Origin of the sequence: Pelomonas sp. V22, assembly GCF_030014915.1 — a bacterium.
In the GTDB taxonomy this organism is placed as follows: Bacteria; Pseudomonadota; Gammaproteobacteria; order Burkholderiales; family Burkholderiaceae_C; genus JAUASW01.
Window position 1 is genome coordinate 283,342 of record NZ_JAGIXS010000005.1, and the last position, 26,528, is coordinate 309,869.

21 protein-coding genes and 1 riboswitch are annotated in these 26,528 nt (G+C 67.1%); of the genes, 10 read left to right on the forward strand and 11 right to left on the reverse strand.

All coding sequences use genetic code 11. From position 1 onward, the window contains the following. Positions 1–29: 29 nt before the first annotated feature. Positions 30–371, reverse strand: a complete 342-nt coding sequence (raiA, locus tag J7U46_RS17340) for a ribosome-associated translation inhibitor RaiA (RefSeq protein ID WP_282828065.1) — start codon at positions 369–371, stop codon at positions 30–32. Positions 372–829: 458 nt separating this feature from the next. Between raiA and corA the strand changes: the two genes are divergently transcribed. From corA to J7U46_RS17355, 3 genes are all read left to right on the forward strand, one after another. Next, positions 830–1,804, forward strand: a complete 975-nt coding sequence (gene corA / locus J7U46_RS17345; protein ID WP_282828067.1) for a magnesium/cobalt transporter CorA — start codon at positions 830–832, stop codon at positions 1,802–1,804. Positions 1,805–2,456: 652 nt separating this feature from the next. After that, a complete protein-coding gene (locus J7U46_RS17350) occupies positions 2,457–3,407 on the forward strand; it encodes a MerR family transcriptional regulator (RefSeq protein WP_282828069.1) in 951 nt (316 codons plus the stop codon). A gap of 53 nt (positions 3,408–3,460) precedes the next feature. Beyond that, positions 3,461–4,327, forward strand: a complete 867-nt coding sequence (locus J7U46_RS17355; RefSeq protein WP_282828071.1) for a ferritin-like domain-containing protein — start codon at positions 3,461–3,463, stop codon at positions 4,325–4,327. 69 nt (positions 4,328–4,396) lie between these two features. Here the strand turns inward: J7U46_RS17355 and J7U46_RS17360 are convergent, their stop codons facing one another. The 6 genes from J7U46_RS17360 to glnE all read right to left on the reverse strand — a co-directional run bounded on the left by J7U46_RS17360 (position 4,397) and on the right by glnE (position 10,656). Then, complete coding sequence (locus J7U46_RS17360) at positions 4,397–5,302, reverse strand: hypothetical protein (protein ID WP_282828073.1); 906 nt, start codon at positions 5,300–5,302, stop codon at positions 4,397–4,399. Between the two features lie 27 nt (positions 5,303–5,329). Then, positions 5,330–6,211, reverse strand: a complete 882-nt coding sequence (locus J7U46_RS17365; RefSeq protein ID WP_282828075.1) for an ABC transporter ATP-binding protein — start codon at positions 6,209–6,211, stop codon at positions 5,330–5,332. After that, positions 6,208–6,561 carry a GntR family transcriptional regulator gene (locus tag J7U46_RS17370; RefSeq protein WP_282828077.1) on the reverse strand — a complete coding sequence of 118 codons (354 nt, stop codon included), beginning with the start codon at positions 6,559–6,561 and terminating at the stop codon, positions 6,208–6,210. Before J7U46_RS17370 ends, J7U46_RS17365 begins: the two co-directional genes overlap by 4 nt. Before the next feature lie 155 nt (positions 6,562–6,716). Next, complete coding sequence (locus J7U46_RS17375; RefSeq protein WP_282828079.1) at positions 6,717–7,376, reverse strand: glutathione S-transferase; 660 nt, start codon at positions 7,374–7,376, stop codon at positions 6,717–6,719. Beyond that, positions 7,373–7,933 carry a hypothetical protein gene (locus J7U46_RS17380; RefSeq protein ID WP_282828081.1) on the reverse strand — a complete coding sequence of 187 codons (561 nt, stop codon included), beginning with the start codon at positions 7,931–7,933 and terminating at the stop codon, positions 7,373–7,375. The genes J7U46_RS17375 and J7U46_RS17380 overlap by 4 nt, the downstream gene beginning before the upstream one ends. Then, positions 7,912–10,656 (reverse strand): bifunctional [glutamate--ammonia ligase]-adenylyl-L-tyrosine phosphorylase/[glutamate--ammonia-ligase] adenylyltransferase, encoded by a 2,745-nt coding sequence (gene glnE, locus J7U46_RS17385; RefSeq protein WP_282828083.1) that lies wholly within the window; start codon positions 10,654–10,656, stop codon positions 7,912–7,914. Before glnE ends, J7U46_RS17380 begins: the two co-directional genes overlap by 22 nt. Positions 10,657–10,775: 119 nt before the next feature. On the opposite strand from glnE, the gene J7U46_RS17390 reads away from it, so the two are divergent. The 5 genes from J7U46_RS17390 to J7U46_RS17410 all read left to right on the forward strand — a co-directional run bounded on the left by J7U46_RS17390 (position 10,776) and on the right by J7U46_RS17410 (position 18,058). Further along, complete coding sequence (locus tag J7U46_RS17390; RefSeq protein WP_282828085.1) at positions 10,776–14,852, forward strand: YhdP family protein; 4,077 nt, start codon at positions 10,776–10,778, stop codon at positions 14,850–14,852. Beyond that, a complete protein-coding gene (locus J7U46_RS17395) occupies positions 14,849–15,667 on the forward strand; it encodes a carbon-nitrogen hydrolase family protein (RefSeq protein WP_282828087.1) in 819 nt (272 codons plus the stop codon). The genes J7U46_RS17390 and J7U46_RS17395 overlap by 4 nt, the downstream gene beginning before the upstream one ends. An 18-nt stretch (positions 15,668–15,685) precedes the next feature. Further along, entirely contained in the window at positions 15,686–16,267 is a 582-nt protein-coding gene (locus J7U46_RS17400) for a hypothetical protein (protein WP_282828089.1), read from the forward strand. A gap of 65 nt (positions 16,268–16,332) precedes the next feature. Further along, the gene (locus tag J7U46_RS17405; protein WP_282828091.1) at positions 16,333–17,082 is read left to right on the forward strand and encodes a hypothetical protein; all 750 of its coding nucleotides are present in this window, start codon (positions 16,333–16,335) and stop codon (positions 17,080–17,082) included. A 7-nt stretch (positions 17,083–17,089) separates the two neighbouring features. Then, complete coding sequence (locus J7U46_RS17410) at positions 17,090–18,058, forward strand: succinylglutamate desuccinylase/aspartoacylase family protein (protein WP_282828093.1); 969 nt, start codon at positions 17,090–17,092, stop codon at positions 18,056–18,058. Positions 18,059–18,091: 33 nt separating this feature from the next. Here J7U46_RS17410 and metW read toward each other — a convergent pair whose 3' ends face one another. From metW to sppA, 4 genes are all read right to left on the reverse strand, one after another. Continuing rightward, positions 18,092–18,676, reverse strand: a complete 585-nt coding sequence (metW, locus tag J7U46_RS17415) for a methionine biosynthesis protein MetW (RefSeq protein WP_282828095.1) — start codon at positions 18,674–18,676, stop codon at positions 18,092–18,094. After that, complete coding sequence (locus J7U46_RS17420) at positions 18,673–19,809, reverse strand: homoserine O-acetyltransferase (protein ID WP_282828096.1); 1,137 nt, start codon at positions 19,807–19,809, stop codon at positions 18,673–18,675. The genes metW and J7U46_RS17420 overlap by 4 nt, the downstream gene beginning before the upstream one ends. A 49-nt stretch (positions 19,810–19,858) precedes the next feature. Next, positions 19,859–19,934: riboswitch (SAM riboswitch) on the reverse strand. 21 nt (positions 19,935–19,955) lie between these two features. Beyond that, positions 19,956–22,079 (reverse strand): prolyl oligopeptidase family serine peptidase, encoded by a 2,124-nt coding sequence (locus J7U46_RS17425; protein WP_282828098.1) that lies wholly within the window; start codon positions 22,077–22,079, stop codon positions 19,956–19,958. A 22-nt stretch (positions 22,080–22,101) separates the two neighbouring features. After that, on the reverse strand, positions 22,102–23,970 hold the full coding sequence (gene sppA / locus J7U46_RS17430; RefSeq protein WP_282828100.1) for a signal peptide peptidase SppA: 1,869 nt from the start codon (positions 23,968–23,970) through the stop codon (positions 22,102–22,104). Positions 23,971–24,092: 122 nt separating this feature from the next. On the opposite strand from sppA, the gene J7U46_RS17435 reads away from it, so the two are divergent. Next, a complete protein-coding gene (locus J7U46_RS17435; protein WP_282828102.1) occupies positions 24,093–25,742 on the forward strand; it encodes an FMN-binding glutamate synthase family protein in 1,650 nt (549 codons plus the stop codon). 116 nt (positions 25,743–25,858) lie between these two features. After that, the gene (locus J7U46_RS17440) at positions 25,859–26,521 is read left to right on the forward strand and encodes a hypothetical protein (RefSeq protein ID WP_282828103.1); all 663 of its coding nucleotides are present in this window, start codon (positions 25,859–25,861) and stop codon (positions 26,519–26,521) included. Positions 26,522–26,528: the final 7 nt, after the last annotated feature.

Consider the following 26,528-nt stretch of genomic DNA (forward strand, 5'->3'; position numbering starts at 1 on the left):
TCCGTTGTGGGCCGCAGGGCCAGTGAGGCTCAAGGCGCTGGCATCTCCAGGCGCTTGGCAGAGGCATGCTGGTGGTCCTGGATCCTGTCCTTGTGACGGCAGACCTGTCGGTCCAGCTTGTCCATCAACTGATCAATGGCTGCATACAGATCTTCGCTCGCTTGTTCGACGAAGATGTCTCGTCCTTTGACGTGAAGGGTGACTTCGGCCTTTTGCCGGCGTTCCTTTTCCTTCTGCTTTTCCACGGTGAGCAGGACGTTGATGTCAACGACCTGGTCAAAGTGTCGGGTCACCCGGTCCAGCTTGGTCAGCACATATTCGCGCAGCGCTGGAGTCACTTCGAGATGGTGGCCACTGATAGTCAGGTTCATAAAGCCTCCTTTCACAGGGGGTGGATCAAGTCTTCGAGGGGAAAAAATGAGAGAACCAAAGAGCAGTTGAGGCAGATGTCGGGTAGCGGAGGATGAGGCTTGGGTTGAGGGGGAGTGCGAGTCCAGTGTGCTACCGAAGCTAGGTGCTGACAAGCCTTTTGCAAGTGCACTTTGTCGCAGTCGGTGAAGAAGATTTCCGGCTTGCTGCGGCCTCTTGGTGAATGACATAATCATTCGATCCAATCTCTGGAGCTTTTCTTGGACAGCGACCACCCTCGGTGACCGTCCACTCCAGCGCCAAGTAGATGCCTCGATGGCATCAGAAGGCAGCGGTTCAGCAGTATTTGCCGATCCGTGCCGCTTGTCCGGAGTGAGACGGGTGCATCCCCTCCCCCGGACGGCCCAGCCCGTCCTCTCTCGACGAAGTGACGACGGCGCGGAGTGCGCTGGAGATCTGCATGCTCAATGTGTTCACGCTGGACAATGGCCGCCTGAAGGGCGGGCTGTTCCAAGAAGAAATCGAAAGCCCCGAGGCCCTGGCCCAGTCGCAGCCGGTCTGGGTCGATCTGGAGAATCCCAGCAGCGAGGAAAAGGGCTGGATACGTGACCGTTTCGGCCTGACCATTCCCGAGAACATCGTCGACGACGACCTCGAGGAATCGGCCCGCTTCTACGAGGAAGACAACGGCGAGCTGCACATCCGCTCCGACTTCCTGATCGACGACGACGAGGCTCCGCGCAATGTGCGCGTGGCCTTCATCCTCTACAACAAGGTGCTGTTCTCGGTCCACAACGAGGACCTGCCGGTGTTTCGCCTCTTGCGCCTGCGGGCACGCCGCATCCCGGCCCTGATCGAGGATGCGAAAGACGTGCTCCTGAAGCTCTACGACGCCGACGCCGAGTACTCGGCCGACGCGCTGGAGAGCATCTATGACAGCCTCGAGAAAATCAGCGCCAGCGTGCTCAAGAAGGACGTCAACGATGCAGAGGCCGGCGAGGTGCTGGCGGCCATCGCCCGTGAGGAAGACCTGAACGGCCGCATCCGCCGCAATGTGATGGACACGCGCCGCGCAGTCAGCTTCATGATGCGCAGCCGCATGCTCAACGCCGAGCAGTTCGAGGAGTCGCGCCAGATCCTGCGCGACATCGATTCACTCGATTCGCACACGGCCTTCCTGTTCGACAAAATCAACTTCCTGATGGACGCCACCGTCGGCTTCATCAACATCAACCAGAACAAGATCATCAAGATCTTCTCGGTGGCCAGCGTCGCGCTGCTGCCGCCTACCTTGATCGCCAGCATCTACGGCATGAACTTCAAGCACATGCCCGAGCTGGAGGCCGAATGGGGCTACCCCTTCGCCATCGCCCTGATGGTGGCCTCGGTGGCCGCGCCCTTCATCTACTTCCGCCGCAAGGGCTGGCTGCGCTAAGCCTCCCGCCGCCGGCTACCTTCTTCCTTGCTCGCCCTCCCGGGCGAAAGAAATGCGCTGCACAAATGCAAAGGGCTCCCGCCGCTGGCGGAAGCCCTGGTCATAAAAGTAGTCGCGAGACGCCCCGAAGCTAACGAGGGAGGGAGGGAGGAGGAGGAGAAAGGCTTCGGGATTGCATCCCCGCGAACGGGGAGATCTGGCGACTGAAATACGTCCTGGTTGTTCTGGTCTTCTGATGCGCCTGCGCGGTCTTGGGCATCAAACCCCGGGCCTCGCGCGTCTAGCCTTCTTGCTCGACATTTCGCTTATGTACTCTTGACTGCCGGCTTTGTTGGAACTTCGTTCCAGATTGTCCCGAGCAGCAGGGACAAATTTATTCGTCAGGGCTGAAGTATGCAACATCAGCCCCCCGCAAGGAAAGCCGCCGACCTGGCGCCAAGGGCTTGGCTTGCGATCAGGCAAGGAATCGAGCGCCTGCCTTCGTGTGCCCGGATGAGGTCTTGGCATCTGCCTGTGGATTGAGTCGGGCCTGCAGTGTGTGGTGTACATTGTTTGTCATAGTCAAACCATGTCATTGAGGCCGATTTGACCCAGAAATGTGTCTTGTACGACATTTGTCGTACACAAATCATGTCTGATTGCAAAGTGTGCGATGTGTAGCGCGGCTGCCAAAACTGGCCTGCACGGCATCGCGGCAGTCGAGCGGGCGACCGGCATCAGCAAGGACAGCCTGAGGGTCTGGGAGCGGCGCTATGGCTTCCCTGCTCCTCAGCGTGACGCCCAGGGCGAGCGCCTCTATAGCGAGGCCCAGTTGCGGCGCTTGCACCTGCTCAAACGCTTGCTGGACGCGGGTTTCCGGCCGGGGCGGGTGGTGGCTGCACCGCCCGAGGAGCTGGAAAAGCTGCTGCTCCAAGCCCGCACCGAACGGGCCCGGCGCCTGGGTCCGGAGGTGGTGACGGCACCCGAATTGGCGGGCTATATAAGTTTGCTGCGCTCCCATGAGGTGGAGTTATTGAGGCAGCGCCTGGCCCAGGCCATCATCCGCATGGGCCTGGCCGTCTGCATCAAGGAATTGATAGGGCCGCTGACGACCGAGGTGGGCCAGGCCTGGATGCGCGGCGAGCTGCAGGTGTTCGAGGAGCACATCTACAGCGAGTCGCTGCAGCAGGTGTTGCGACCGGCGATTCACGGGCTCGAGCGCGCCACGCCGCCAGGGGGTCCCCGGGTGCTGCTGACCACGCTGCCGGGTGAGCAGCATGGCCTGGGCCTGTTGATGGTCGAGGCCTTGCTGACCCTGGAGGGCTGCCGCTGCCTGTCCCTGGGGGTGCAGACCCCGCCGAGCGACATCGTTCTGGCGGCGGCCATGCAGCGGGCCGACATCGTGGCCCTCAGCTGCTCCGGCCAGTTGCCGGCGGCTGTGCTGCTGGACGAGCTGCGGCGCCTGCGCAGCCTGCTGCCCGCGCAGATCGAGCTGTGGGCTGGGGGCGGCTCCAACGCGCTGCGGCGCTGTCCGGCCGGCGTGCGTCATGTGTCGGATCTGGCTGGTTTGGCGTCGGCGCTGGCACACTGGGCTGCCCGTCCAAGGCCTACGGGTTTGGCCTAGTTTTGTCATATGACAAGCTTAGAATCGTGCCGCACCCGCTAAGGATGGAGACCATGCTTTACCCAGAACTATTCAAGCAGTTGGAAGCCGTGCGTTGGAACATGGATACGGACATCCCATGGGACAAGTTCGATCCGGCCCTGCTGACCGAAGACCAGGCCCGCACGATCAAGATGAACGCCATCACCGAGTGGGCGGCGCTGCCGGCCACCGAGATGTTCCTGCGTGACAACCGTGACGATTCCGATTTCTCGGCCTTCATGAGCGTCTGGTTCTTCGAGGAGCAGAAGCACTCGCTGGTGCTGATGGAATACCTGCGCCGCTTCCGTCCCGACCTGGTGCCGACCGAGCAGGAACTGCACGAGATCCGTTTCGACTTCGACCCGGCCCCGGCCCTCGAGACGCTGATGCTGCATTTCTGCGGCGAGATCCGCCTGAACCACTGGTACCGCCGTGCTGCCGAATGGCACACCGAGCCGGTCATCAAGGCGATCTACGAGACCCTGGCCCGCGACGAAGCCCGCCATGGCGGTGCCTATCTGCGCTACATGAAGCGCGCGATGAGCAAGTTTGGCGACGAGGCCCGTGCCGCCTTCGCCAAGGTCGGCGTGCTGATGGCCAGTGCCCGCCGCACGGCCCAGGCCCTGCACCCGACCAACCTGCATGTGAACGCCAAGCTGTTCCCGCGTGACACCATCCAGAGCCGCCTGCCCGACCCGGAATGGCTGGAGCACTGGCTGGACAAGCAGATCCAGTTCGACGCCGTGTGGGAGAACAAGGTGGTCGAACGCATCCTGCACAACATGAGCCTCTTGATGGAGCGCAGCTTTGCCAGCGTCCAGGAACTGAACCGCTTCCGCAAGGAGGTGACGGCCAAGGTGGCCGCCGCTACCGGCGCGGCAGCGCAGCCGGCAGCCTGATCGGCATCCCCGACCGCTGAAAGCAAAAAGAGCCCGCTTGTGCGGGCTCTTTGCATGGGTGGGCTCGCTTCAGGTCGAGCGCTTGCGGGCCAGTATCACCAGGTAGAAGCAGCCGGCCGCCACCAGCAGGCCACCGATCAGGTGCGGTGATGCCAGCTGCTGCACGGCCGCCCCGGCGTCTTGCAGGGCCCAGGTGGCCAGGTTGTTGAGGAAGTCGCCCACCTCGTCCGGGCTCTTCATCGTGCGGCCTTCAAAGGTGTTGCTGGCATTGAACAGCGCGTGACCGGCGCCTTGGAACTGGGCCTTCAGCAGGTCGCCGACGATGCGGATGCCGTAGACCTTGTCCAGCACATTGCCGCCGATGACCAGGGCGCCGATCACGGCCGGCACGCCCCAGCGCTTGAGCCAGGCCGAGGCCGCCATCAGGATCATGAACATCGGCGCCGTCCACAGCGTCATCAAGAGCACACCGAAAGCCATTCTCAGCACGCCCACCAGCGCGGTGCCGATCACGGTGATCCAGCTCACCTGGCTCAGTGCGGCCACGCCGATCAGCTTGAACATCGAGGCCAGGCCCACGATCAGACCGAAGCCCAGGCCGACCGCCAGCGCCGCAATCGGCACCAGCACGGCATGCGTCAGCAGCGTGGCGGCCACGCTCTCGCTGTGGCTGGCCGGAAGAGACATCCAGAATTCGATCGTGCGGTCCTGCTGATCGCGGCGGGCGAGGCCAGGCAACTGGAACATGGCCACGAACCAGCTGAGCCCGAACACGGCGGCGGCGGTGCCGCCCATGATCATCAGGGCCAGCAGCGAGGCCGGCGGCAGCTTGGCATTGCCGAGTTCGGCCGAACCCTGGAAGGGCATGGCCACCAGCGTGATCGCGGGCAGCAGGGCCATCACCACCATCCAGCCGATGCGATGCTGCATCCATTCGCGCTGCATCAGGGTCGTGAAACGTTTTGTCGTCGTCATGATTGTTTGCTCCTTGCGCGCTGGGTATCAGGCCTGCTGGCGCTGCATCTCGGGCTTGCGGGTGAGGGCCATGAACAGGTCCACCAGGCTGGGGCGGAAGCGCTGCCCCACGCCCTCGAGATGGGCCGGCGGTGCACCGTCGAACAGCGCGGCCGGGCGCCCTTGCTGGCGGTAGCGCAAGAGCGGGTGGGCGTCGGCCACCGCATCGGCGGCTGCCGGGTCGTGCGCCAGGGCGACGAAGCGCGAGTCCATCTCCTCCAGGCTGATGTTCAGCACCAGCTTGCCCTCGTCCAGCATCATCACGTCGGACAGCAGGGACTCGATCTCCTCGACCTGATGGGTCGAGATGATCACCGTGCGCTCGCCGTCGCACCACTCGTCGATCAGCATCTCGTAGAAGCTCTTGCGAGACATCACGTCGAGGCCGAGCGTGGGCTCGTCCAGGATCATCAGCTTGCTGTCGATGGCGGCGATCAGGGCCAGGTGCAGTTGCGTGACCATGCCCTTGGAGAGCGCCTTGACCTTGTCGTTCTCGCCGACGCTGGTGCGCTTGAGCAGCTTGCGCGCCCGCTCGGCCGAGAACTTGGGCTGCAGGCCGCTCATCAGCGTGATCAGCTCATGCACGCGGGCCCAGCGCGGCAGCACGGCCACGTCGGGGATGTAGCTCAGCGACTCCAGCAGCTCGCCGCGCTGCGAGATCGGGTCCAGGCCCAGCACCTTCAGCGAGCCGGAGCCGCCATGCAGGCCGACCATGGCCTTCATCAGCGAGGTCTTGCCGGCGCCGTTGTGGCCCAGCAGGCCGACCACGCGGCCCTTGGGAATGTGGAAGCTCAGGTTGTCTACCGCGGTCTTGCGGCCGTAGCGCAGCGAGAAGCCGCTGGCTTCGATCAGGTTGTTGTTGTCGTTCATTGTTGCGACTCCCAGTTCAGATCGGTGGCCGAGATGCCCAGCCGGGCCAGGCGCTCTCGCAGGGCGGGCCATTCTTCCTGAAGAAACTGCTCGCGCTCGCTCTTCAGCAGTGCTGCGCGGGCGCCGGGGCGGACATAGATGCCCATGCCGCGCCGCGTCTCCACGAGGCCCATGTCAGACAGGGCCTGGATGGCGCGGCTGACCGTCAGCGGATTGATCAGATAGCGGCTTGCCAGGGCGCGGACCGAAGGCATGGCTTCACCTTCGGAGGGATCTCCATCCAGCAGCTGCACGGCCAGGCGGTCGGCGAGCTGCTGGTAGATCGGGGCGGTTTGGTTCCAGGTCTGCATATCGAACTGGGCCTGTGGCCGGTGTGTTGCTGATGTAGCACACCATATCTCCGACCCTCCCGGCGCCCAAACGAGGCGCGACAGACTGCAGAAATCGACGGACAGGCCGTCAAGCGCCCTTGGCGCTAGCCTTCCGGGCCTGGTGGCAACCGGGTTCAGCCCTTGGCGGCCGCAGCTTTCTCGGCATCCGCCTTGCGGTCGGCCACTACGCGCTGCACGGCCGGGCGTTCGGCGATGAAGCGGGTGTAGGTCTTCCAGTCGATGCCGGCGGCGAGCAGCAGGTCCTCGCCCAGCACGGCCTTGGTGGCCATGCCCACGACGGACAGGCTGGCCCAGGCGGCGCAGTCGGCCATCGTGTAGTGGTCGCCGGCGATGTAGGGCGAGAACTTGGCCAGGCGCTTGAAGGCCTCGATGTTCTTGGTGAGCTGCTTGCGCACGCGCTGCTGGTTGCTCTCGCTGCAGCTGCCGCCGAAGAAGGCCTGGCCGTAGAGCTCGCGCGCCACCAGTTCCAGGTGCAGTTCCACGAAGGTGATGAGCTCGCGCACCTTGGCCGCCTCAAAGGGGTCAGTCGGCAGCAGGGCCGGGGTGGGTTGCAAGGCCTCCAGGTATTCGCAGATCACCTCGCTCTCGCACAGCGTGCGGCCGTCGGCCAGGCGGATGAAGGGGATCTTGGCCAGCGGCGAGGCGGCCAGCACCTCAGGATCATTGGAGAAGGTCTTGACCAGTTCTTCCTGGAAGGGGAGGCCCTTTTCCAGCAGCACCAGCTTGACCTTGTTGTAGTAGTTGGACAGCGACATGCCGCACAGCGTGATCATGGGTCTTGTCTCCTTGAACTTCGAAGCGGCCAGTATCGCGCGGCCAAGGCCAGGCCGGCCCCGATCACGCTGCCGGCGAGGTGGGCAAAGGGGGCCGGCGCAAAGCCCCAGTCCGGATCGAAGCGTGGTGGCGCGAAGGGCTGTTCCAGCGCCAGCTTGACGAGCAAGCCAGCGAGCAGGGCCGTGCCTATCGAGCGCTCACGGCCTCCGCGCATCAAGAGGCTCACGATGATGAGGGCGCTGCCCGCATGCAGCCAGCCGGAGAGCCCGCCAAAGTGCGTCAGCGGCGGCCCTGCGAGCAGGGCGAGTTGGCCAAGTGGCCAGGCCAGCAGCCAGGCCAGCGCCTGCGGCCAGCCCATGCCGGCCCGGTGGCCCAGCCAGCCGAGCACGGCGCAGCCGGCCAGGTTGGCGAGCAGATGGCGTTCGTTCAGATGGACCAGGGCGGCCAGCGGCGAGATCACCGCGGGCTCGAGGTGAAGCGGAAACAGGGCCGCTGCGGCGAGGCCGAACAGCCCGGCCAGCAGCGGCCAGGCGCTCAGCCGAAGACTGCGCGCCACAGCGCCAGCACCGCCTCGCGTGGCGGGGCCAGGCCCTTCTCTTGCAGCAGAGCTTCGTCCACCTGCGTGGGCTGCTCATCCAGCCGCGCCTTGTGCTGGGCGCGTCGCAGTTCGCGGTAGGCATCGGCCGCCGCGCTGCCCACGCCGGCCGGCAAGAGGCCGGCTTCCTCGGCGCGCTGCAAGAGCGCGATGGCGCCCTTGTTGTCGAGCAGTTCGGCATGCTGGCCGCCTTCGGCCAGCACCAGGTACTGCAGGGCGAACTCGGCGTCCATCATGCCGCCGGGGCTGTGCTTGACGTCGAACAGGCCGGCGCGCACCGGCCGGGCCGAGCGCACCTTCTCGCGCATGGCCTGGACTTCCTGCTTCAGCGCCGCATGGTCGCGCGGGGCGGTCAGCACGGCGCGGCGCACAGCCTCGAAGCGTTCGGCCAGGGCCGGGTCGCCGGCGCAGAAGCGCGCCCGTGTGATGGCCTGATGCTCCCAGGTCCAGGCGGTGTTGCCGCCGCGGCCCTGCTGATAGTTCTCGAAGCTGTTGACGGACGTGACCAGCAAGCCCGAATTGCCGTTGGGCCGCAGCGCCGTGTCGATGTCGAACAGCTCGCCGGCCGCCGTGCGTAGGGTCAGCCAGGTGATCAGCTTGCGCACGAAGGCGCCGTAGATCTCGGGCGCGTTCTCGTCTTCGTCGTCGAACAGGAAGACCACGTCCAGGTCGCCGCCATAGCCCAGCTCCTTGCCACCGAGCTTGCCGTAGGCAATGACCGCGAGCCGTGGCGCGGGGCGGTGCGCCTGCTTCAAGCGAGCCCAGGCCCAGTTGATCGCGCATTGCAAGGTGGCGTCGGCCAGCGCAGAGAGCTCGTCGGCCACTTCCTCGACCGTGATCTGGCCCTCCACGTCGCGCACCAGGGTGCGGAACACCTCGGCATGGTGGGAGCGGCGCAGCGTGTCGAGCAGCGCTTCCTCGTCGGCCTCGCCGTGGCGGGCCCAGGCGGCATGGCGCTCTTCCAGCTCGGCGACGAAGGCGGCGCCGTCGAAGCGCTGGTTCATCAGGCGGTTGTCGGCCAGTTCGTCGATCACGCCGGGATGCAGCATCAGGTAGCGCATCGGCCAGCGCGCCAGGCCCAGCAGCGAGAGCAAACGGGCCTGGACCGCCGGGCGCTCGACCAGCAGGGCCAGGTAGCTCTCGCGCCTGAGCAGCGGCTCGATCCAGTCGACGAAGCGGATCGCCGCATCCAGGGTGCTCTTGCCTTCCTTGACCGCCAACGAGGCACGGCCGACCAGCTTGGCCAGGCGCAGCCGCGACTCCTCGCGCAGGTTCTGCACGCGCGGCTGTTTGGCCCAGCGGCGCACGCTGTCGGCCAACTCGGGCTGCAGCTTCTCCAGGAACTCCTCGGTATCGATGGGCAGCGGCGGGCCGCCACAGCTCTTGCAGCCGTTGCCGCTGCCGCTCGTCTGCGGCGCCTGGCCGTCGTGCAGCAGGGCATCGAACTCGGTGGCCACCAGCTCGCGCACCTCGCAGAGCCGGTCCAGCAGCTCGCAGGCATCGGCGCGGCAGGCAAGCTTCAGGCTGCGGGCGATCCAGGCCAGGTCCTCGTCGCTGCCGGGCAGGGCATGGGTCTGCTGGTCATCGAGGAACTGGATGCGGTGCTCGACCTGGCGCAGGAAGCGGTAGCCCTCGGCCAGGCCCTCGGCCGTGGCCGGCTTCATCAGGCCGCGAGCCGCCAGGCTGCGCAGCGCCTTGACGGTGGAGCGGGTGCGGATCTCGGGGAACTGGCCGCCGCGCACCACCTGCAAGAGCTGGACGATGAACTCGATCTCGCGGATGCCGCCGCGCGAGAGCTTCACGTCATTGGCCCGCTCGGGCCGGCCGGCGGCGCGCTTCTGGGCCTCGTCGCGCACCTTGCGGTGCAGTTGCCTCAGGCCCTCGAACACGCCGTAGTCCAGGTAGCGGCGGTAGACGAAGGGCGTCACCAGTTGGCGCAGATACTGGGCGCGCTGCAGGGCGGGCGCATCCAGCGGCGCCACCACGCGGCTCTTCAGCCAGGCAAAGCGCTCCCATTCGCGGCCCTGGACGAGGAAATACTCTTCCAGCATCGCGAGGCTCACCACCGGCGGGCCCGAGTTGCCATTGGGCCGCAGCGCCAGGTCAACGCGGAAGACCTGGCCGTCCTCAGTGACCTCGCCGATCAGCGCATAGAGCTTGCGCGCCAGCAGGGCAAAGTACTCGTGGGCGCTGATGGAGGCGGGGCCGTCGGTCTGGCCGTCGTCGTCGTAGACGTAGATCAGGTCGATGTCGGACGAGACGTTCAGCTCGCGCCCGCCCAGCTTGCCCATGCCGACGACCCAGAACTCGATGCGCTCGCCGGCTTCATTGCGGGGCACGCCATTGACCGCATCCTGCTCGCGCCGCGCCTGCTCCAGCGCCAGGCACAGCGTGGTCTCGGCCAGCAGGGTCATCACCTCGGTGACGTCCTTGACGGCGGCGCCCTGCTCGATGTCCAGCACGGCCAGGCGCTCCAGCACCAGGTGGCGGGCCACACGCAGGGCCGAGGCCAGGGTCCGGCCACCCGTTTGCAGTGCGGCGACCAGGGCTTCGATTTCGGTCCGGCCGGGCAGGCCGGGCGGCAGCAGGGGCAGCTCGGCGGCATAGCGGCGGCGAATCCGCTGCACGAAGCGGCTGTGATCGGCACTGGCCGGGAGGATGGCGACGGGGGAAGCCTCGGTCATTGGATGGTCTGCGCTGTGCTAGATTGGCTGCGCTCCTGGGTGCTCGCGCTTCGGCAACAAGCCTGGCGGTGGCCCGGCGATGCCGGAGCAGGTCGCGGCTCCAGGGCGAGCCCTCTCTCATGTCGTCTGTACCAGCAACCCTCTCCGCTGCCGCCAAGAAAGCCGCCCTGCGCCCCTACCGTTTGATGCGGTGGACTCTGCGCTGGGCCCTGCGCCTGCTGATGCTGGCCTGGGGACTGGTTCTGCTGAGCTGGTTGCTGCTGCACTGGGCAATTTTGCCGTACATCGACGACTGGCGTCCGGCGATAGAACGCCAAGCCTCGCACATCCTGGGCGCGGACGTGCGCATCGCCCAGATCGAAGTCCGCTCCGGCGGCTGGATTCCGGCGCTGGAACTGCACGACCTGCGCCTCTTGGACAAGCGCCAGCGCGAGGTCTTGCGCCTGCCGCGGGTGGTGGCGGCGCTGTCGGCCCGCTCCTTCCTGGCACTGTCGCCGCGCTTCGAGCAATTGCTGGTCGACAGCCCCGAGATGGAGGTGCGCCGCGACGCGCAAGGCCGGATCTTCGTGGCCGGCTTCGACCTGCAGCCCGACGAGCGCGCCGAGGCCGGCAGCGACCTGGCCGACTGGTTTTTCTCGCAGCATGAGTTCGTCATCCTCAAGGGTCGGTTGCGCTGGGTGGACGAAGCCCGCCAGGCGGCGCCGCTGCAGCTCTCCGACCTGAACCTGGTCGTGCGCAACGGCCTGCGCCGCCATGAGCTGCGCCTCGACGCCACGCCGCCGGCAGAATGGGGCGAGCGCTTCAGCCTGCGGGGCCGCTTCAACCAGTCGCTGCTGCATGGCGCCGGCAGCCTGAAGCACTGGACCGGCCAGCTCTATGCGGATCTGCCGCGTGCCGACGTCAGCCAGCTGCGCCGCTACGTCAGCCTGCCCTTCGAGCTGAGCGCCGGCGATGGCGCGCTGCGGGCCTGGATCGACATCAAGGCCGGCCAGGCCGAACGCGCCACGGTGGACATGGGCCTGCGCCAGGTGCAGCTGCGCCTGGCCAGCGATGCGCCGGAGCTGGAGCTGGAGAGAATCGAAGGCCGGCTCAGCCTGGCCCGGGGCGGCGACACGGTCACGCTGTCGGCCCAGCAGCTGGGCTTCGTGGCCGATGACGGTCTGGCCTGGCCGCGCTCCGACTGGTCGGTGACGCTGCAGCAGCCCGGTGGTCTCGGCCTCAGCGTCGATGCCAGCAAGCTCACGGGCGGCGCGCTCAGCGCCGACCGCCTGGACTTCGCCCTGATGGCCCAGATCGCCGAGCGTGCCCCGCTGTCCAGCGCGCAGCGCGAATGGCTGGCCGAGCTGGCACCGCAGGGCGTGCTCAGCGAGCTGAGCCTCAGCTGGCAGGGCGCCGTGGCCGCGCCGCGCAGCTACAAGGCGCGGGCCCAGGTCGAGGGCCTGATCCTGCGCAGCCATGCAGCCGAGACCGGCATAGGCCGGCCCGGCATCAGCGGCGTCAGCGCCCAGATCGAGGCCAGCGAGAAGGGCGGTGAGGCGCGCTTCAAGATGGCCGAAGGCGAGATCGACCTGCCTGGCCTCTATGAAGAGCCGGTGCTGCCGGTGCAGCGTCTGGCCGGCCTGCTGGCCTGGCAGATCGAGCCGCGCAAGGACGGCCTGCCGCCGCAGCTGGACTTCAAGCTCACGAACCTGCAGCTGGCGAACAGCGACCTGCAGGGTGACTTCGAGTTGCACTGGCGCAGCGGCCCCGGCACCGGCGTGGGCAAGGGAGGGCGCTTCCCCGGCCTCCTGAAGCTCACCGGCAAGGTGGACCGCGCCCCGGCTTCCCGCGTGGCCCGCTACCTGCCGCAGGTGCTGGACTCACACACCCGTCGCTACCTGCGCGATGCACTGCGGGCCGGCGAGGCGCGCGCCGTCAGCGTGCGGCTCAACGGCGACCTGGCCGAGTTCCCCTTCGACGCGCCCAAGAGCCAGGGCCAGTTCCGCATCAGCGCCGAGGCGCGCGACGTCGAGCTGGCCTATGTGCCCAGCCACGCCGCCACCGCCGAGGCGCCGGCCTACAACTCGCCCTGGCCGGTGATGGAGCAGCTCAATGCCCAGGTCGTGATCGACCGGGGCAGCCTTCAGATCAAGAACGGCAGCACGCGGGTGATGGGCTTCGAGCTCAGCGGCGTCAACGGCGGCATCAAGGACCTGATGCACCACAAGCCGGTGCTGGAGCTCGAAGGCGGCGGCCGCGGCGCGGCAGACGCGCTGCTGGCGTATCTGCGCGCCAGCCCGGTGTCGGGCTGGACCGGCCATGGCCTCGATGCAGCCACCGCCACCGGCAGCGCCCAGCTCAAGCTGGCGCTGCAGCTGCCGCTGGCCGACATCGCCCACAGCACGGTCAAGGGCCAGGTCCTGCTGGCGGGCAACGACCTCAAGCTGCGCCCCGACGTGCCGCTGCTGGCCAATGCCCGCGCGCGCGTGGACTTCGACCACAAGGGTGTACAGATCGGCAATGGCGCGGCCCGCGTGGCCGGTGGCGAGGCCACGTTTGAAGGTGGCAGTCAGGGCGATGGCAGTCTGCGTTTCACGGCCCAGGGCCTGGCCACGGCCGAGGGCTTGCGACGCGCGCCCGAGCTGGGCCTGGCGGCCAAGCTGGCGCCCGCCTTGCAAGGGCAGGCGGCGTACAAGCTGCAGCTGGGCCTGGTGCAAGGCCATGTGGAGCTGGACCTCACCAGCTCGCTGCAAGGCATGGCGGCCGAGCTGCCGGCGCCCTTCAAGAAGGAGGCCGAGGCGCCATGGCCGCTCGTGCTGCGCATCAGCATGATCGACGCCAAGCGCGACGAGCTGCGTGTCGAACTCGGCCAGACGCTCCTGCAGGCCCATTACCAGCGCGACGTCAGCGGCGAGGGCGCGCGCGTGCTGCGCGGCAGCCTGGCGGTGCAGGACAGCCTCGCCGAGCTGCCCGAGACCGGCGTGCGCGCCACGGCCAACCTGGCCACGGTCAACCTCGATGCCTGGAGCCAGACGGCCCAGCGCTTGTTCAACCTGCAGTCCGGTGATGCCGGCGGCGATGGCGGCGGTTATCTGCCCGCCAACATCAGCCTGCGCGCCCAAGCGCTGCAGGTGGCGGGCCGGCCCTTGAATCGGGTGATGGCCGGTGTCTCGCTGGCGGCGGACAAGCAGACCTGGCGGGCCACGCTCGATGCCCAGCAGCTCAGCGGCTACGTGGAGCTGCGGCCGGCCCGCGCGCCGCAGCCCGGCACCGTCTATGCGCGGCTGGCGCGGCTCTCGCTGCCCAAGAGCGAGGTCGACAGCGTCAGCCAGCTGCTCGACCAGGCGCCCAGCAGCGTGCCGGCGCTGGACATCGTGGTCGACGACTTCGAGCTGCGCGGCAAGAAGCTTGGCCGCCTCGAGGTGCAGGCCCAGCACCAGGGCCCGAGCCGCGAATGGAAGCTGGACCGTTTGCAGATCCGCCATCCCGACGCCTTGCTCAGCGCCACCGGCACCTGGGCGCTGCTGCCCGGCGAGCCGCAGCGCCGCGCGCAGATGGACTGGAAACTGGACGTTAGCGATGCCGGCCAACTGCTCGAGAAGCTGGGCCACGGCAGGCTGCTGCGCGGCGGCAAGGGCCAGCTCGCCGGCCAGATCGGCTGGCTCGGTTCGCCGTTGAGCCCGGACTACGCGAGCATGTCGGGCCAGCTCAAGCTGCACCTCGATGCCGGTCAGTTCCTGCAGGCCGAGCCGGGTGTGGGCCGCTTGCTCGGCGTGCTGAGCCTGCAGTCGCTGCCGCGCCGCTTCCTGCTCGACTTCCGCGACGTGTTCCAGGAAGGCTTTGCCTTCGATGGCGTCGAGGGCGATATCGACATCCGCCGGGGCGTGGCCCACAGCAAGAACCTGCGCATGCGCGGCGTGCAGGCCATCGTGGCCATCGAGGGCGAGGCCGATCTGGCGGCCGAGACCCAGAACCTGCGCGTGCTGGTGATGCCCGAGGTCAATGCCGGCGGCGCCTCGCTGGCCTATGCGGCCATCAACCCGGCCGTGGGCCTGGCCACCTTCCTGGCCCAGCTGATACTGCGCCGGCCGATGATGGAAGCCGGCACGCGCGAGTTCCTGGTCTCGGGCAACTGGGACGATCCCAAGGTCGAGAAGGTCGAGCTCAAACCCGCCGCCCCCGCCGCCAGCTCAGCCGCCTCCGGAGCCTCGCCATGAAGATCGCCGCCGTGCAGATGGTCTCCACGCCCGACGTGGACCGCAACCTGGCCAGCGCCCGCCTGTGGCTGGAGCGCGCTGCGGCTGCCGGCGCCGAGCTGGCCCTGCTGCCGGAGTACTTCTGCCTGATGGGCAAGCAGGATGACGACAAGCTGCGCATCGCCGAAACCTACCAGGACCCCGCCGCGCCCATCCAGCGCATGCTGGCCGACACGGCCCGCGAGCTGGGCCTGTGGCTGATAGGCGGCACCCTGCCCTTGCGCACGGCCGATCCGGCCCGCGTGCGCAACAGCTGCCTGGTCTACAGCCCCGAGGGCATGCTCGCGGCGCGCTACGACAAGATCCATTTGTTCCGCTTCCAGACCGGCAGCGAGCAGTACGACGAAGGCCGCGTGCTGGAGGCCGGCAGCGAGCCGGTGGCCGTGCAGGCCGGACCCGTGCGCGTGGGCCTGTCGATCTGCTACGACCTGCGCTTTGCCGAGCTCTACCGGGCCCTGAGCTTTGCACCGGGCCAGCCGCCCTGCGCGCTGTTCGCGGTGCCGGCGGCCTTCACCTACACCACGGGCGAGAAGCACTGGGAGCTGCTCTTGCGGGCGCGAGCGGTCGAAATGCAGGCCTTTGTCCTCGCTTCGGCGCAAGGCGGCCGGCATGAAAATGGCCGGCGCACCTGGGGCCACAGCATGATCGTCGACCCCTGGGGCGAGGTGCTGGATGTGCTGCCCGAGGGCGAAGGCCTGGTGCAGGCCGAGCTGGACCTGGCGCGGCTGGCGGCCGTGCGCCAGCAACTGCCGGCGCTGCAGCACCGGCGGCTCTGAACAAGCAAGGGTGGAATGATGATGGCGAAGACAGGCAGGATCATCGTGGCCTCGATGCTCGCGGCGCTGGCGGCGGGCCTGATGGCGGGCTGTGGCACGCCGTCCGAATCGCTCTCCATGGGCTTGAGCCCGGCCGATGCGCTGCAGATGCGCGCCTGGGTGCCCGATGCGCTGCGCCAGAACGTGGCGCTCGGCCCGGTCACCGGCGGCCAGGCCACCAACCGCTGGTGGGGTTCCAAGGTCAGCAGCCAGGCGCTGGAGCAGGCCTTCGAGGATTCGTTGCGGGCGGTGGGCATGTTCCCGCTGGTGCGCGAGGCCGGCCGCTACCAGCTCGACATCAAGCTGACCGACCTGGACCAGCCCCTCGTCTCGCTGGACACCACGGTGCGGCTGGGCATCAGCTACACCCTGGTCGAGCGCAGCAGCAAGGCGACGGTCTACCAGCGCACGGTGCGCAACGCCGCCACCGTCGAGATCGGCGACAAGCTGCTGCCGGTCGAGCGCCTGCGCCTGGCCAACGAGGCCGCCATCCGCGACAGCATCAAGCTGGTGCTGCGCGACTTGCTGGCCTTGCAGCTGCCGCCGGCGACGGCGCGCTGAAGCAATTACAGTCCGGCTGCGCGGCCTTGCCGTCCGGCAGCCGGCAACCAACTGCAAGTTTCCTGATGCTGAATCAACTACGCGCCCGCCTTGCTGGCTTGCTTACGCTGGCCTTCCTGGTCATGCCGCTTGCGGCAGCTGCGCAGACCCGCCCAGGGGCCGTTGATGCAAGGATAGGCTCCACAGCCCTTTACTTGCCGGTGCCACAGGGGTTCGCTACGGTCGATTCCCAATTGCCGGGTCTGCTTCGCATAGGTGAAGCGATGACGGCACCGACCAATCGCCTCTTGGCTTTTTTTGTCGCTGAAGACGATATCGATCTTGTCAGGGCTGGGCAGCTGAAGCCGTTGCGGCGCTATTTCATGGTCCAGACGCTGCGTCAAGCTGAGCGTACCGAGGTCAGTGCCCCCATGTTCCAGTCCGTGCGGAAGGTGTTGCGCGACCAGTTCGATGACATGCTCAAGCTGGCCCGGCCAGGCATTGAAAAGCAGATGGACAAGGCGACCAGTGAGCTCGGGCCAGGACTGGGGGTGCCCGATCTGAAGATGCGTGTCGGAGAAGTTCGCCCACAGGAGTTTTTTCTCGATCAAGCTGACCGGATAGGGTTCACGATACTCACGGTCTTCCAGGCTGAGGCTGGAGGCAAGTCGACCCAGGTGCCCATGGTGATTGGAATGACAACGCTCGTCCTGAAGAACAAGGTGGTCTACTTTGCAGCCTACAGTGGCTATGAGGGTGAGGCTGACCAGTCATGGGTGCGCGAGCAGTCGTTGAATTGGGTCAAGCAGGCCACTGCCGAGGCCGTCCGTCATTGAGGAAGTCATGTCCGCTAGCGAAAGTCCGATCGAACTGAGCCCGCCCGATATCTCCCGCTGGCGCGAGAGCCACAGTGGCGTGGACTACGTCCATGTCTTCGACTCGGGCCGGCCCGGCAAGACGGTGATGGTGCAGGCCCTGACTCATGGCAATGAGTTGTGCGGTGCCATCGCGCTGGACTGGCTGCTCGGCCAGCACTCGGCGCAAGATCTGACCCCGGCTACAGGCAGGCTGCTCCTGAGCTTCGCCAATGTGGCGGCCTACCAGCGTTTTGACGCGGCCTATCCGAACCTGTCTCGTTGCGTCGACGAAGACCTGAACCGCGTCTGGGACGACGCCCAGCTGCTCGGCCCCCGCGATTCGGTGGAGCTGCGCCGGGCGCGCCAGCTCCAGCCGTTTGTCGATGCGGCCGACTGGCTGCTCGACATCCATTCCATGCAGGACGCCTGCCGGCCCTTGATGGTCTGCGGCCTGCTCGACAAGGGCGCGTCCTTTGCTCGCGAGCTCGGCATGCCGGGCGATTTGCTGATCGACACCGGCCACCCGTCCGGCCTGCGCATGCGCGACCGGGGCGGCTTCGGCGATCCGGCGAGCGAGAAGAATGCGCTCCTGATCGAATGCGGCCAGCATTGGGAGGCTTCGTCGGCCGAGGTGGCCATCGACAGCGTCGTGCGCTTTCTGCGCCTCACCGGCGTGGTCAGCGAGGCCTGGGCCGCAGCGCGATTGCGCTTGCCGCTGCCCGAGGTCCAGCACCTGGTGCGGGTGGACGAGGCCGTGGTGGCGCTGAGCAGCGACTTCCACTTCCTGTTCCCGGTGCGGGGCCTCCAGGTCATCGAGCAGGCCGGCACGGCCTTCGCGCAGGATGGCGCGACCGTGTTCCGCACCCGCCATGACCGCACGGTGCTGGTCATGCCCTCGACCCAGCATGGCAAGCCGGGAAACACGATGGTGAGGCTGGGGCGCTTTGAAAGCTGAGCAGGCTGGCCGCGTGGGAGGCGGCCCGTCGTTTCAGCCGCGGTCGAACTTGAAGACGGCCATGCTGGACATCAGGTTCGGCAGCGTGCGAACCGCACGACCCTCCTGGATGCCGAAGCTGTCCAGCACCCGCAGCCCGCATTTGCCGGCCAGCACCTCGAAGTCGGCATAGGTACCGACGCGGATGTTGGGCGTGTCGTACCACTGGTAGGGCAGCACGCGCGTCACTGGCATGCGGCCGAGCAGGACCTGCAGGCGGTTGGGCCAATGGGCGAAATTGGGGAAGCTGACGATGCCGCTGCGGCCCACGCGCGCGGTCTCGCGCAGCATGGCCTCGGTATTGCGCAGGTGCTGCAGCGTCTCCAGTTGCAGGACCACGTCAAAGCTCTGGTCCTCGAAGATCGACAGGCCTTCTTCCAGGTTCAGTTGGATCGCGTTGACGCCGCGCTTCACGCATTCCAGCAGGTTGGCGTCGTTCAGCTCCACGCCATAGCCGGTGCAGCCGCGATGCTTCTGCAGATAGGCCAGCAGCTCGCCGGTGCCGCAGCCGAGGTCAAGCACGCGCGAGCCCTGGGGCACCAGCGCCGCGATCTGTTCCATCACTTGCACGGCGCTCATGCCAGCTCTCCCGCGATGCGTTGGAAATAGGCCCTGAGCACGCCGTGATAACGCGGGTCCTCCAGGAGGAAGGCATCGTGGCCGTGCGGTGCATCGATCTCGGCGTAGGAGACGTCGAGCTTGTTGTCGAGCAGGGCCTTCACGATCTCGCGTGAGCGTGCCGGCGAGAAGCGCCAGTCGGTGCTGAAGCTGGCCAGCAGGTACTTGCAGCGCGCGGCAGCGAAGGTGCGCGAGAGGTCGCCACCGTGCTCGCGGGCCGGGTCGAAATAGTCCAGCGCGCGGGTGATCAGGAGGTAGGTGTTGGCGTCGAAATACTCGCTGAACTTGTCACCCTGGTGGCGCAGATAGCTTTCGATCTGGAACTCGATGTCTTGCGTGGAATAGCCGAGTTCTGCCGCACGCATCTGGCGGCCGAACTTCTGTTCCATCACGTCGTCGCTGAGGTAGGTGATGTGGCCGATCATCCGCGCCACGCGCAGGCCTCGCTTGGGCACGACGCCGTGCTCGTAGTAATGGCCGTCATGGAAGTCGGGGTCGGTGATGATGGCGCGCCGCGCCACCTCGTTGAACGCGATGTTCTGGGCCGAGAGGCTGGGTGCGGTGGCGATGGCGATGCAGTGGCGCATGCGCTCGGGGTAGCGCAGCGACCAGTCCAGCGCCTGCATGCCGCCGAGCGATCCACCCAGGACCGCAGCCAGCTGCGTGATGCCCAGCCGGTCCAGCACACGGGCCTGTGCATCGACCCAGTCATGCACCGTCACCACCGGGAAGTCGGCGCCATAGGCGCGGCCGGTGGCCGGGTTCTGGTGCATCGGGCCGGTCGAGCCGAAGCAGGAGCCGAGGTTGTTGATCCCGATGACGAAGAACTGGTTGGTGTCCAGCGGCTTGCCGGGCCCGATCAGGTTGTCCCACCAGCCTTCGCTCTTGTCCTGGCCTTCGTAGACGCCCGCCACATGGTGGCTGGCATTCAAGGCGTGGCAGACGAGGATGGCATTGCTGCGGTCGGCGTTGAGCCGGCCGTAGGTTTCGTAGTGCAGCTCGTAAGGGCCGAGCTGCGCGCCGCTGCGCAGTCGCAGGGGCTCTTCGAACTGCATGCGCTGCGGCTGGACGAAGCCGACGCTTTGCGGGGTCATGGATTCACGCCTTCCGAAAAAAGAAAAACCGGTGCCGCTGACAAGACGGAACACCGGGTGGCGTTCCTGTTTAGCGGAATTTCTATAGCGCCCGCAATCCGGAACAAATCGGCGCTGTGGGCCGCATTGTAGCGGCCCGACCCGGCTCAGGGCTGGGCCATGCCCAGCTGCTGCAAGAGGAAGCTGAAGGTGTCCGTCTGCAGCTTGATGGTCTCGTCCAGCGAGGAGCCCATGCCATGGCCGCTGGCGCTGCTGGTGCGCAGCAGGATGGGCTGGCCGGCCGGGTTGGCAGCCTGCAGGCGGGCCGTCATCTTGCGCGACTGCGCCGGGTTGACGCGGCCGTCATGGTCGCCGGTGGTGAACAGCACGGCCGGGTAGGCGGTGCCATCCTTCACGCGATGGAAGGGCGAATAGGCATACAGCGCCTCGAACTGCGCCTTGTCCTTGACCGTGCCGAACTCGGTGACGTTGAAGGCACCGTTGGGGTCCAGCTCGATGCGCATCATGTCGTAGATGCCGACCGAGGCATGGACCGCGCGGAACAGCTCGGGCCGCTGCGTCAGCGCCGCGCCCATCAAGAGGCCGCCATTGCTGCCGCCCTGGATGGCGAGCTTCGCCGGCGAGCTGTAGCCGCGTGCGATCACGTGCTCGGCCGCGGCGATGAAATCGTCGAACACGTTCTGCTTCTTGGTCAGGTTGCCGGCCAGGTGCCAGGCCTCGCCGTACTCGCCGCCGCCACGCAGGTTGGCGATCACGTAGACGCCACCGCGCTCCAGCCAGAGCTTGCGCGTGATCGAGAAGCCCGGTGTCTGGCTGATGTTGTAGCCGCCGTAGCCGTTGAGGATGGTCGGGTTGCTGCCGTCCAGCTTGAGGCCCTTGCGGTGGATGATGTTCAGCGGCACCTGGGTGCCGTCCTTGGAGGTGGCGAACTCGCGCTTCACCTCCACGTCGCTGAAGTCCACCGGGCTGCGGCTGGCCAGCGCGGTCTTCACGGGCTGGCCTTCGCTCTGCAGGCGCCACCAGGCCGGCGGCTCGGTGTAGCTCTGCAAGAGGGCCAGCACCTCGCCGTCGGCGCCGCCCTGCAGGCCGCTCACGCTGCTGACCGGCGGCAGCGCGATGTCCTTCATGGCCAGCGTCTTCAGGTCGACCACGCTGAGCTTGGAGGGCCCGCCGAGCAAGGCCGAGACGAACAGCTTGCCGCCGTTGATCTCCATGTGCTGCAGCACGCCCTCGGTTTCCGGCACCAGCAGCTGGGCGTTCTTCAGCTGCGGCTTGGCGAGGGGAATGCGAAGGATCTTGCCGCGCGGTGCGTCCTTGTTCGACAGCAGGTAGAGCCAGCCGTCGTTGCCGAACTCGGCCTTCTTGATGTTGTCCTCGTAGGCGGCCAGGCGCTGCCAACCGCCCTGCTTGCCGTGCAGGTAGAAGGCATGCTCGCCGCCGTCGCCATTGGCCACCATGGCCAGCTGCTCGCCGCTCCTGGCCACGCTCAGCACCGTGGCGCCGATGCGCGGGAACTCCTTGCCGATCACATAGCGGTCGGCCTTCAGCGGCTGCCCCAGCCGGTGCTGCCAGACCTGCTGATGGAAATGCAGCTCGCTCGCCGCACGTTCACCCGGTGCCGGGTAGCGCGTGTAGAACAGGCTCTTGCCGTCGGCGCTCCAGGCTACCGAGCCACCGCCGGTCGGGTACTGCACGCGCGGGATCACCACGTCGACCTGCTGGCCGCTGGCGGCCTCGATCAGGTGGATGGAGCCGTCTTCGCTGCCCTTCTCGGACAGCGACACGGCCACGCGCTTGCCATCGGGCGAGGGGACGTAGAAGTCGATGGCCAGCGAGCCGTCGGCGGCACGCTCATTCGGGTCCAGCACCACCTTCTCGCTGGCAAGCGCGTCGGGCGAATCCAGCATCACCAGCAGCGACTGCTGCTTGGGCGGCTGCTGCTTGATCGCGAACCACTTCCCGCCGGCGCGTTGCAGGCCGTAGTACATGCTGGAGCGCGAGTTCAGGAGTCCACGCACCCGCTCTTCCACGGCTGCACGGCCGGGCACGGCATCCAGTGCGGCGCGGCTCAGCTTGTTCTGCGCCGCCACCCAGGCCTTGACCTCGGGCTTGCCGAAGTCTTCCAGCCAGCGGTAGTCGTCGGTGATGGTGGTGCCGTGGTACGTGTCCTGCACCGGCAGGCGCGGCGTGGCCGGATAGGGCTCGGCGCCGGCCATCGCGAAGGCCGAGGCGCACAGGGCACCGGCCAGCATCGTCATCTTCGTCTTCATCGTGGGCTCCGTTGAGGGGCGATCAAGGCAGGGCGCAGAGGCAGTGCACCACGCCTGTGAAGGGCTTGCGGCCTTCGCTGACTTCGGAGAGCCAGGCGAGGTCCTGCTGGACCTGCTGCAGCGGCGTGGGCACGGCGGCCGTGAAGCCCAGCTGCTCGCGGATGGCATTCGAGATGGACGGCGCCACGGCATCCGCGAACGAGGCCAGCAGCTTGTCGAGCTTGCCCGGCTCGCGCTCGATGTAGATGAGGCGCGGCTCGCCTTCCAGCTTGGCCAGCTGGGCGGCGGCCTGGATCGCGTCGGCATAGCTGCCGAGTTGGTCGATCAGGCCGCGCTCCAGCGCCTGCGCGCCCGTCCAGACACGGCCTTGCGCCACGGCATCGATCTCCTCGACCTTCTTCTTGCGCGCGGCCGCGGCCTTGGCGGTGAAGTCGTCGTAGATGTGGCCGATGGAGGACTGGACCAGCGAGGCGAAGCGCGGGTCCAGCGGCCGCATCGGGTCGTAGCTGCCTTTGAGCCAGGTGGTGGTGGTGCCGGCGCTGTGCAGCGAGAGCTTCTCGACGAGCTTGTCGGCCGTGGGCAGCATGCCGAACACGCCGATGGAGCCGGTGATGGTGTCGGCATCGGCGATCACCTTGTCCGAGCTCATGGAGATCCAGTAGCCGCCCGAGGCCGCCACGTCGCCCATGGAGATCACCACCGGCTTGCCAGCCTTGCGCGTGATCTCGAGTTCGCGGCGCACGATCTCGGAAGCGAAGGCGCTGCCGCCTGGCGAGTTGACGCGCAGCACGATGGCCTTGACCTGCTCGTTCTCGCGCGCCTGGCGAATCAGCTGGGCGGTCGAGTCGCCGCCCACGCGGCCGGCTTGCGTCTCGCCATCGACGATGGAGCCCTCGGCCACCACCACGCCCACGGCCGGGCCGAACGGCGGCTTGTGCTTCAGGTGGGCCAGGTAGTCGCCATAGGCGATGCGGCGGAAGCTAGCGCCTTCCTTGGCGCCGCGCTCGACCAAGAGGGCACGCATCTCGTCGCGGGTCTTGAGGCCGTCGACCAGCTTCTGCTTGAGCGCAAGCTGGCCGGTATCGCCCTTCACGGCGGCGAGTTGCTCGGGCAGCTGCTCGATGTCGCGGGCGATGGCGCCCTTCTCGAGCTTGCGGGCCGCCTCGACCTGGTCCGTGTAGCTGGTCCACAGCGCGCCGTACAGCAGGCTGTCGGCCTCCTGCGTGGCCTTGCTGGGGGCATTGGTGAAGTAGGGTTCGGCCGCGCTCTTGTAGGTGCCCACGCGCAGCACATTGGCCGATACGCCGAGGCGCTCGAAGGCGTCCTTGTAGTAGGTGCGGTAGCCACCGAAGCCTTCGATCATCACATTGCCCATCGGGTGCATGTAGATCTCGTCGGCTTGCGCAGCCAGCAGGTAGGCGCGCTGGCTGTAGTGGTCGCCATAGGCATAGACCTTCTTGCCGCTGCTGGCCTTCTTGAAGCGTTGCAGCGCGCTGCTGACCTCGTGCAGGCCGGCCATGCCGGCGCCGCTGAATTCATCCAGGTCCAGCAGCACGGCGGTGATCTGCGGGTCCTTGGCGGCGCCGTCCAGCACGGCCAGCACGTCGCGCAGCCTCGTCTGCTTGGCGGCCTTCTGGCCTTGCAGCTCGGCGAGGGCCTGCGAGCGGGCCGAGCCCGAGTACTGCTCGACCAGCGGGCCGCGCAGGCTCAGCACCAGGGTGGTCTTCTGCTGCAAGGGCTTGGGGCCGCTGCGAAACAGGGCGCTGAACAGCACGATGAGTAGCAGCAGCCACAGCAGGTTGATGAAGGCGCGACGCGAGCCGTCCAGCAGCCACCAGAACTTGCCAAGCAACCAGCTGATCGGCGACCAGATTTTCTTCAGGAGGGTCATGAACAGGCTTTCCCAGAATGTGGCGCCGATTGTGCAGCAGGGCATGGCTTGCCCCAGGGTACGGCCGGGCTTGCGGGGCATAGCATGCAGGCCAGCGCTGTTCAGCGCGAAAGGTGCTCTCCATGCCCCGTTGGTTGCAATCCGTCGATCATCACTTTCCGGTCCGCTATGCCACCTGGCTGCTCTGCGCGGCCCTGTTCGGCATCAGCCTCGGCCTGCTGTTCTACAGCCGTTATGGCGTGCCGCTGGTGCTGCTCTTCGGTGCCCTGACCTGGGTCGGCTGGTACGACGTGCGCCAGACCAAGCGCTCGGTGCTGCGCAACTACCCGGTGATCGGCCACCTGCGCTTCATCCTCGAATACATACGCCCCGAGATCCGCCAGTACTTCATCGAGGGCGACAGCGAGGCCGCGCCGTTCTCGCGCCAGCAGCGCTCGCTGGTCTATCAGCGCTCCAAGGGCGACCCGGACAAGCGCCCCTTCGGCACCCAGCTCGACGTGCAGCTGGAGGGCTACGAATGGATCAACCATTCGCTCTCGCCCACCCACCTGCCTTCGCATGACTTCCGCATCACCATCGGCGAGGGCCGAGCCCAGCCCTATTCGGCCAGCATCTTCAACATCTCGGCGATGAGCTTCGGCGCGCTCAGCGCCAATGCGATCCGCTCGCTCAATGCCGGCGCCAAGAAAGGCGGCTTCGCGCATGACACCGGCGAGGGCTCGATCAGCGTGCACCACCGCGCCAACGGTGGCGACCTGATCTGGGAGATCGGCTCGGGCTACTTCGGCTGCCGCAATGCCGATGGCACGTTCAATGCCGAGCGCTTCGAGGCCAATGCCCGCGATCCGCAGGTCAAGCTGATCGAACTGAAGCTGAGCCAGGGCGCCAAGCCCGGCCATGGCGGTGTGCTGCCCGGTGCCAAGGTGACGCCCGAGATCGCCGAGGCACGCGGCGTGCCGGTGGGCGAGGACTGCATCTCACCGGCCTCGCACAGCGCCTTCGGCACGCCGGTGGAACTGCTGCAGTTCCTGGAGCGGCTGAGCCAGCTCTCGGGCGGCAAGCCGGTCGGCATCAAGCTCTGCATCGGCCATCCCTGGGAATGGTTCGCCATCGCCAAGGCCATGCTGGAGACCGGGCTCACGCCGGACTTCATCGTCATCGACGGTGCCGAGGGCGGCACCGGCGCCGCGCCGCTGGAGTTCACCGACCATGTGGGCGCGCCGCTGCAAGAGGGGCTGCTCCTGGTTCACAACACGCTCGTCGGCCTGAACCTGCGTCACAAGGTCAAGCTGGGCTGCGCCGGCAAGGTGGTCAGCGCCTTCGACATCGCGCGCATGATGGCCCTGGGGGCCGACTGGTGCAATTCGGCGCGCGGCTTCATGTTCTCGCTGGGCTGCATCCAGGCCCAGGCCTGCCACACCGGCCATTGCCCCACCGGCGTGACCACGCAGGACAGCCTGCGCCAGCAGGCCCTCGTCGTGCCCGACAAGACCCAGCGCGTCTTCAGCTATCACGACAACACCTTGAAGGCCCTGCAGGAGCTGGTGCAGGCGGCCGGCCTCTTGCACCCGGGCGACATCACGGCGGCCCACATCGTGCACCGGGTCAGCCGGCACGAGGTCAAGCTGCTGGCCAACCTCCTGCCCTTCATCAAGCCGGGCGCGCTGCTGGGCGGCGGCGAACTGCCGGGCAATGTGTTCAAGGTCTATTGGCCGATCGCCAGCGCGCAGAGTTTTGCGCCGCAGGGCCTGGTGGGCTCGCCGCATGCCTGAGCCATCGCCGGCCTGATCCCTGGAACGATCCCTGGATTTGGGGGGCACCGGATCACGGGGTTGTCCGGCCCGGCGCGCTCGGGACAATCCGCAGCGCTACCTCGTGTTCCTGCTGCATGCCCTCCGCCTTCCTGATCCGTCGAACCCATCAATCGCTGATACGCGCCGGCACCGTGCTGGCCCAGGAAGGGCATTGGCAGCTCTGCGGCCAGACCGAGCAGGTGCGCGAGGCCGCTGGCCAGGTGCATCTGCACCAGCCCGATGTGCTGGCCTGCGATCTGCGCCTGGTCGATGGCAATGCCACGCGCCTGTTGCGCGAATTGCAGCCCGAGGGCGAACAGCGCCCCAAGGTCTTGCTGCTGACGCCTTCGGCCGACGATCTCTTGCTCTTTGAAGCGCTGCGCAGCGGCGGCGACGGTTACTGCGTCGACGCCGGCTCAGGCGCGGCCCTGCCGGCGGCGCTCAGCCAGTTGCATGAGGGTCGGGCGGGCATGTCGCCGATGATCGCGCGCCAGATGCTGGCCGCCTTCGGCCTGCCGCGCAGCAACCTGCAACTGGCGCAATGCGTGGCCTCGGGGCAAGACCTGGCACCGCTGGCCGGCCATGAGCCGCTGAGCCTCAGCGACCAGCACCTGCTGAGCCTGGTGGCCAGTGGCCTGTTGAGCGAGGAAATCGGTCAGCGCTGGCAGTTGAGCCTTGCCGACGTGGAGCGACGGTTTGCGGCGCTGTACCACGAGCTGCACCTGCTACCGCAGCGTGCCGTCCAGCACAGCGCCTGAATGCGCT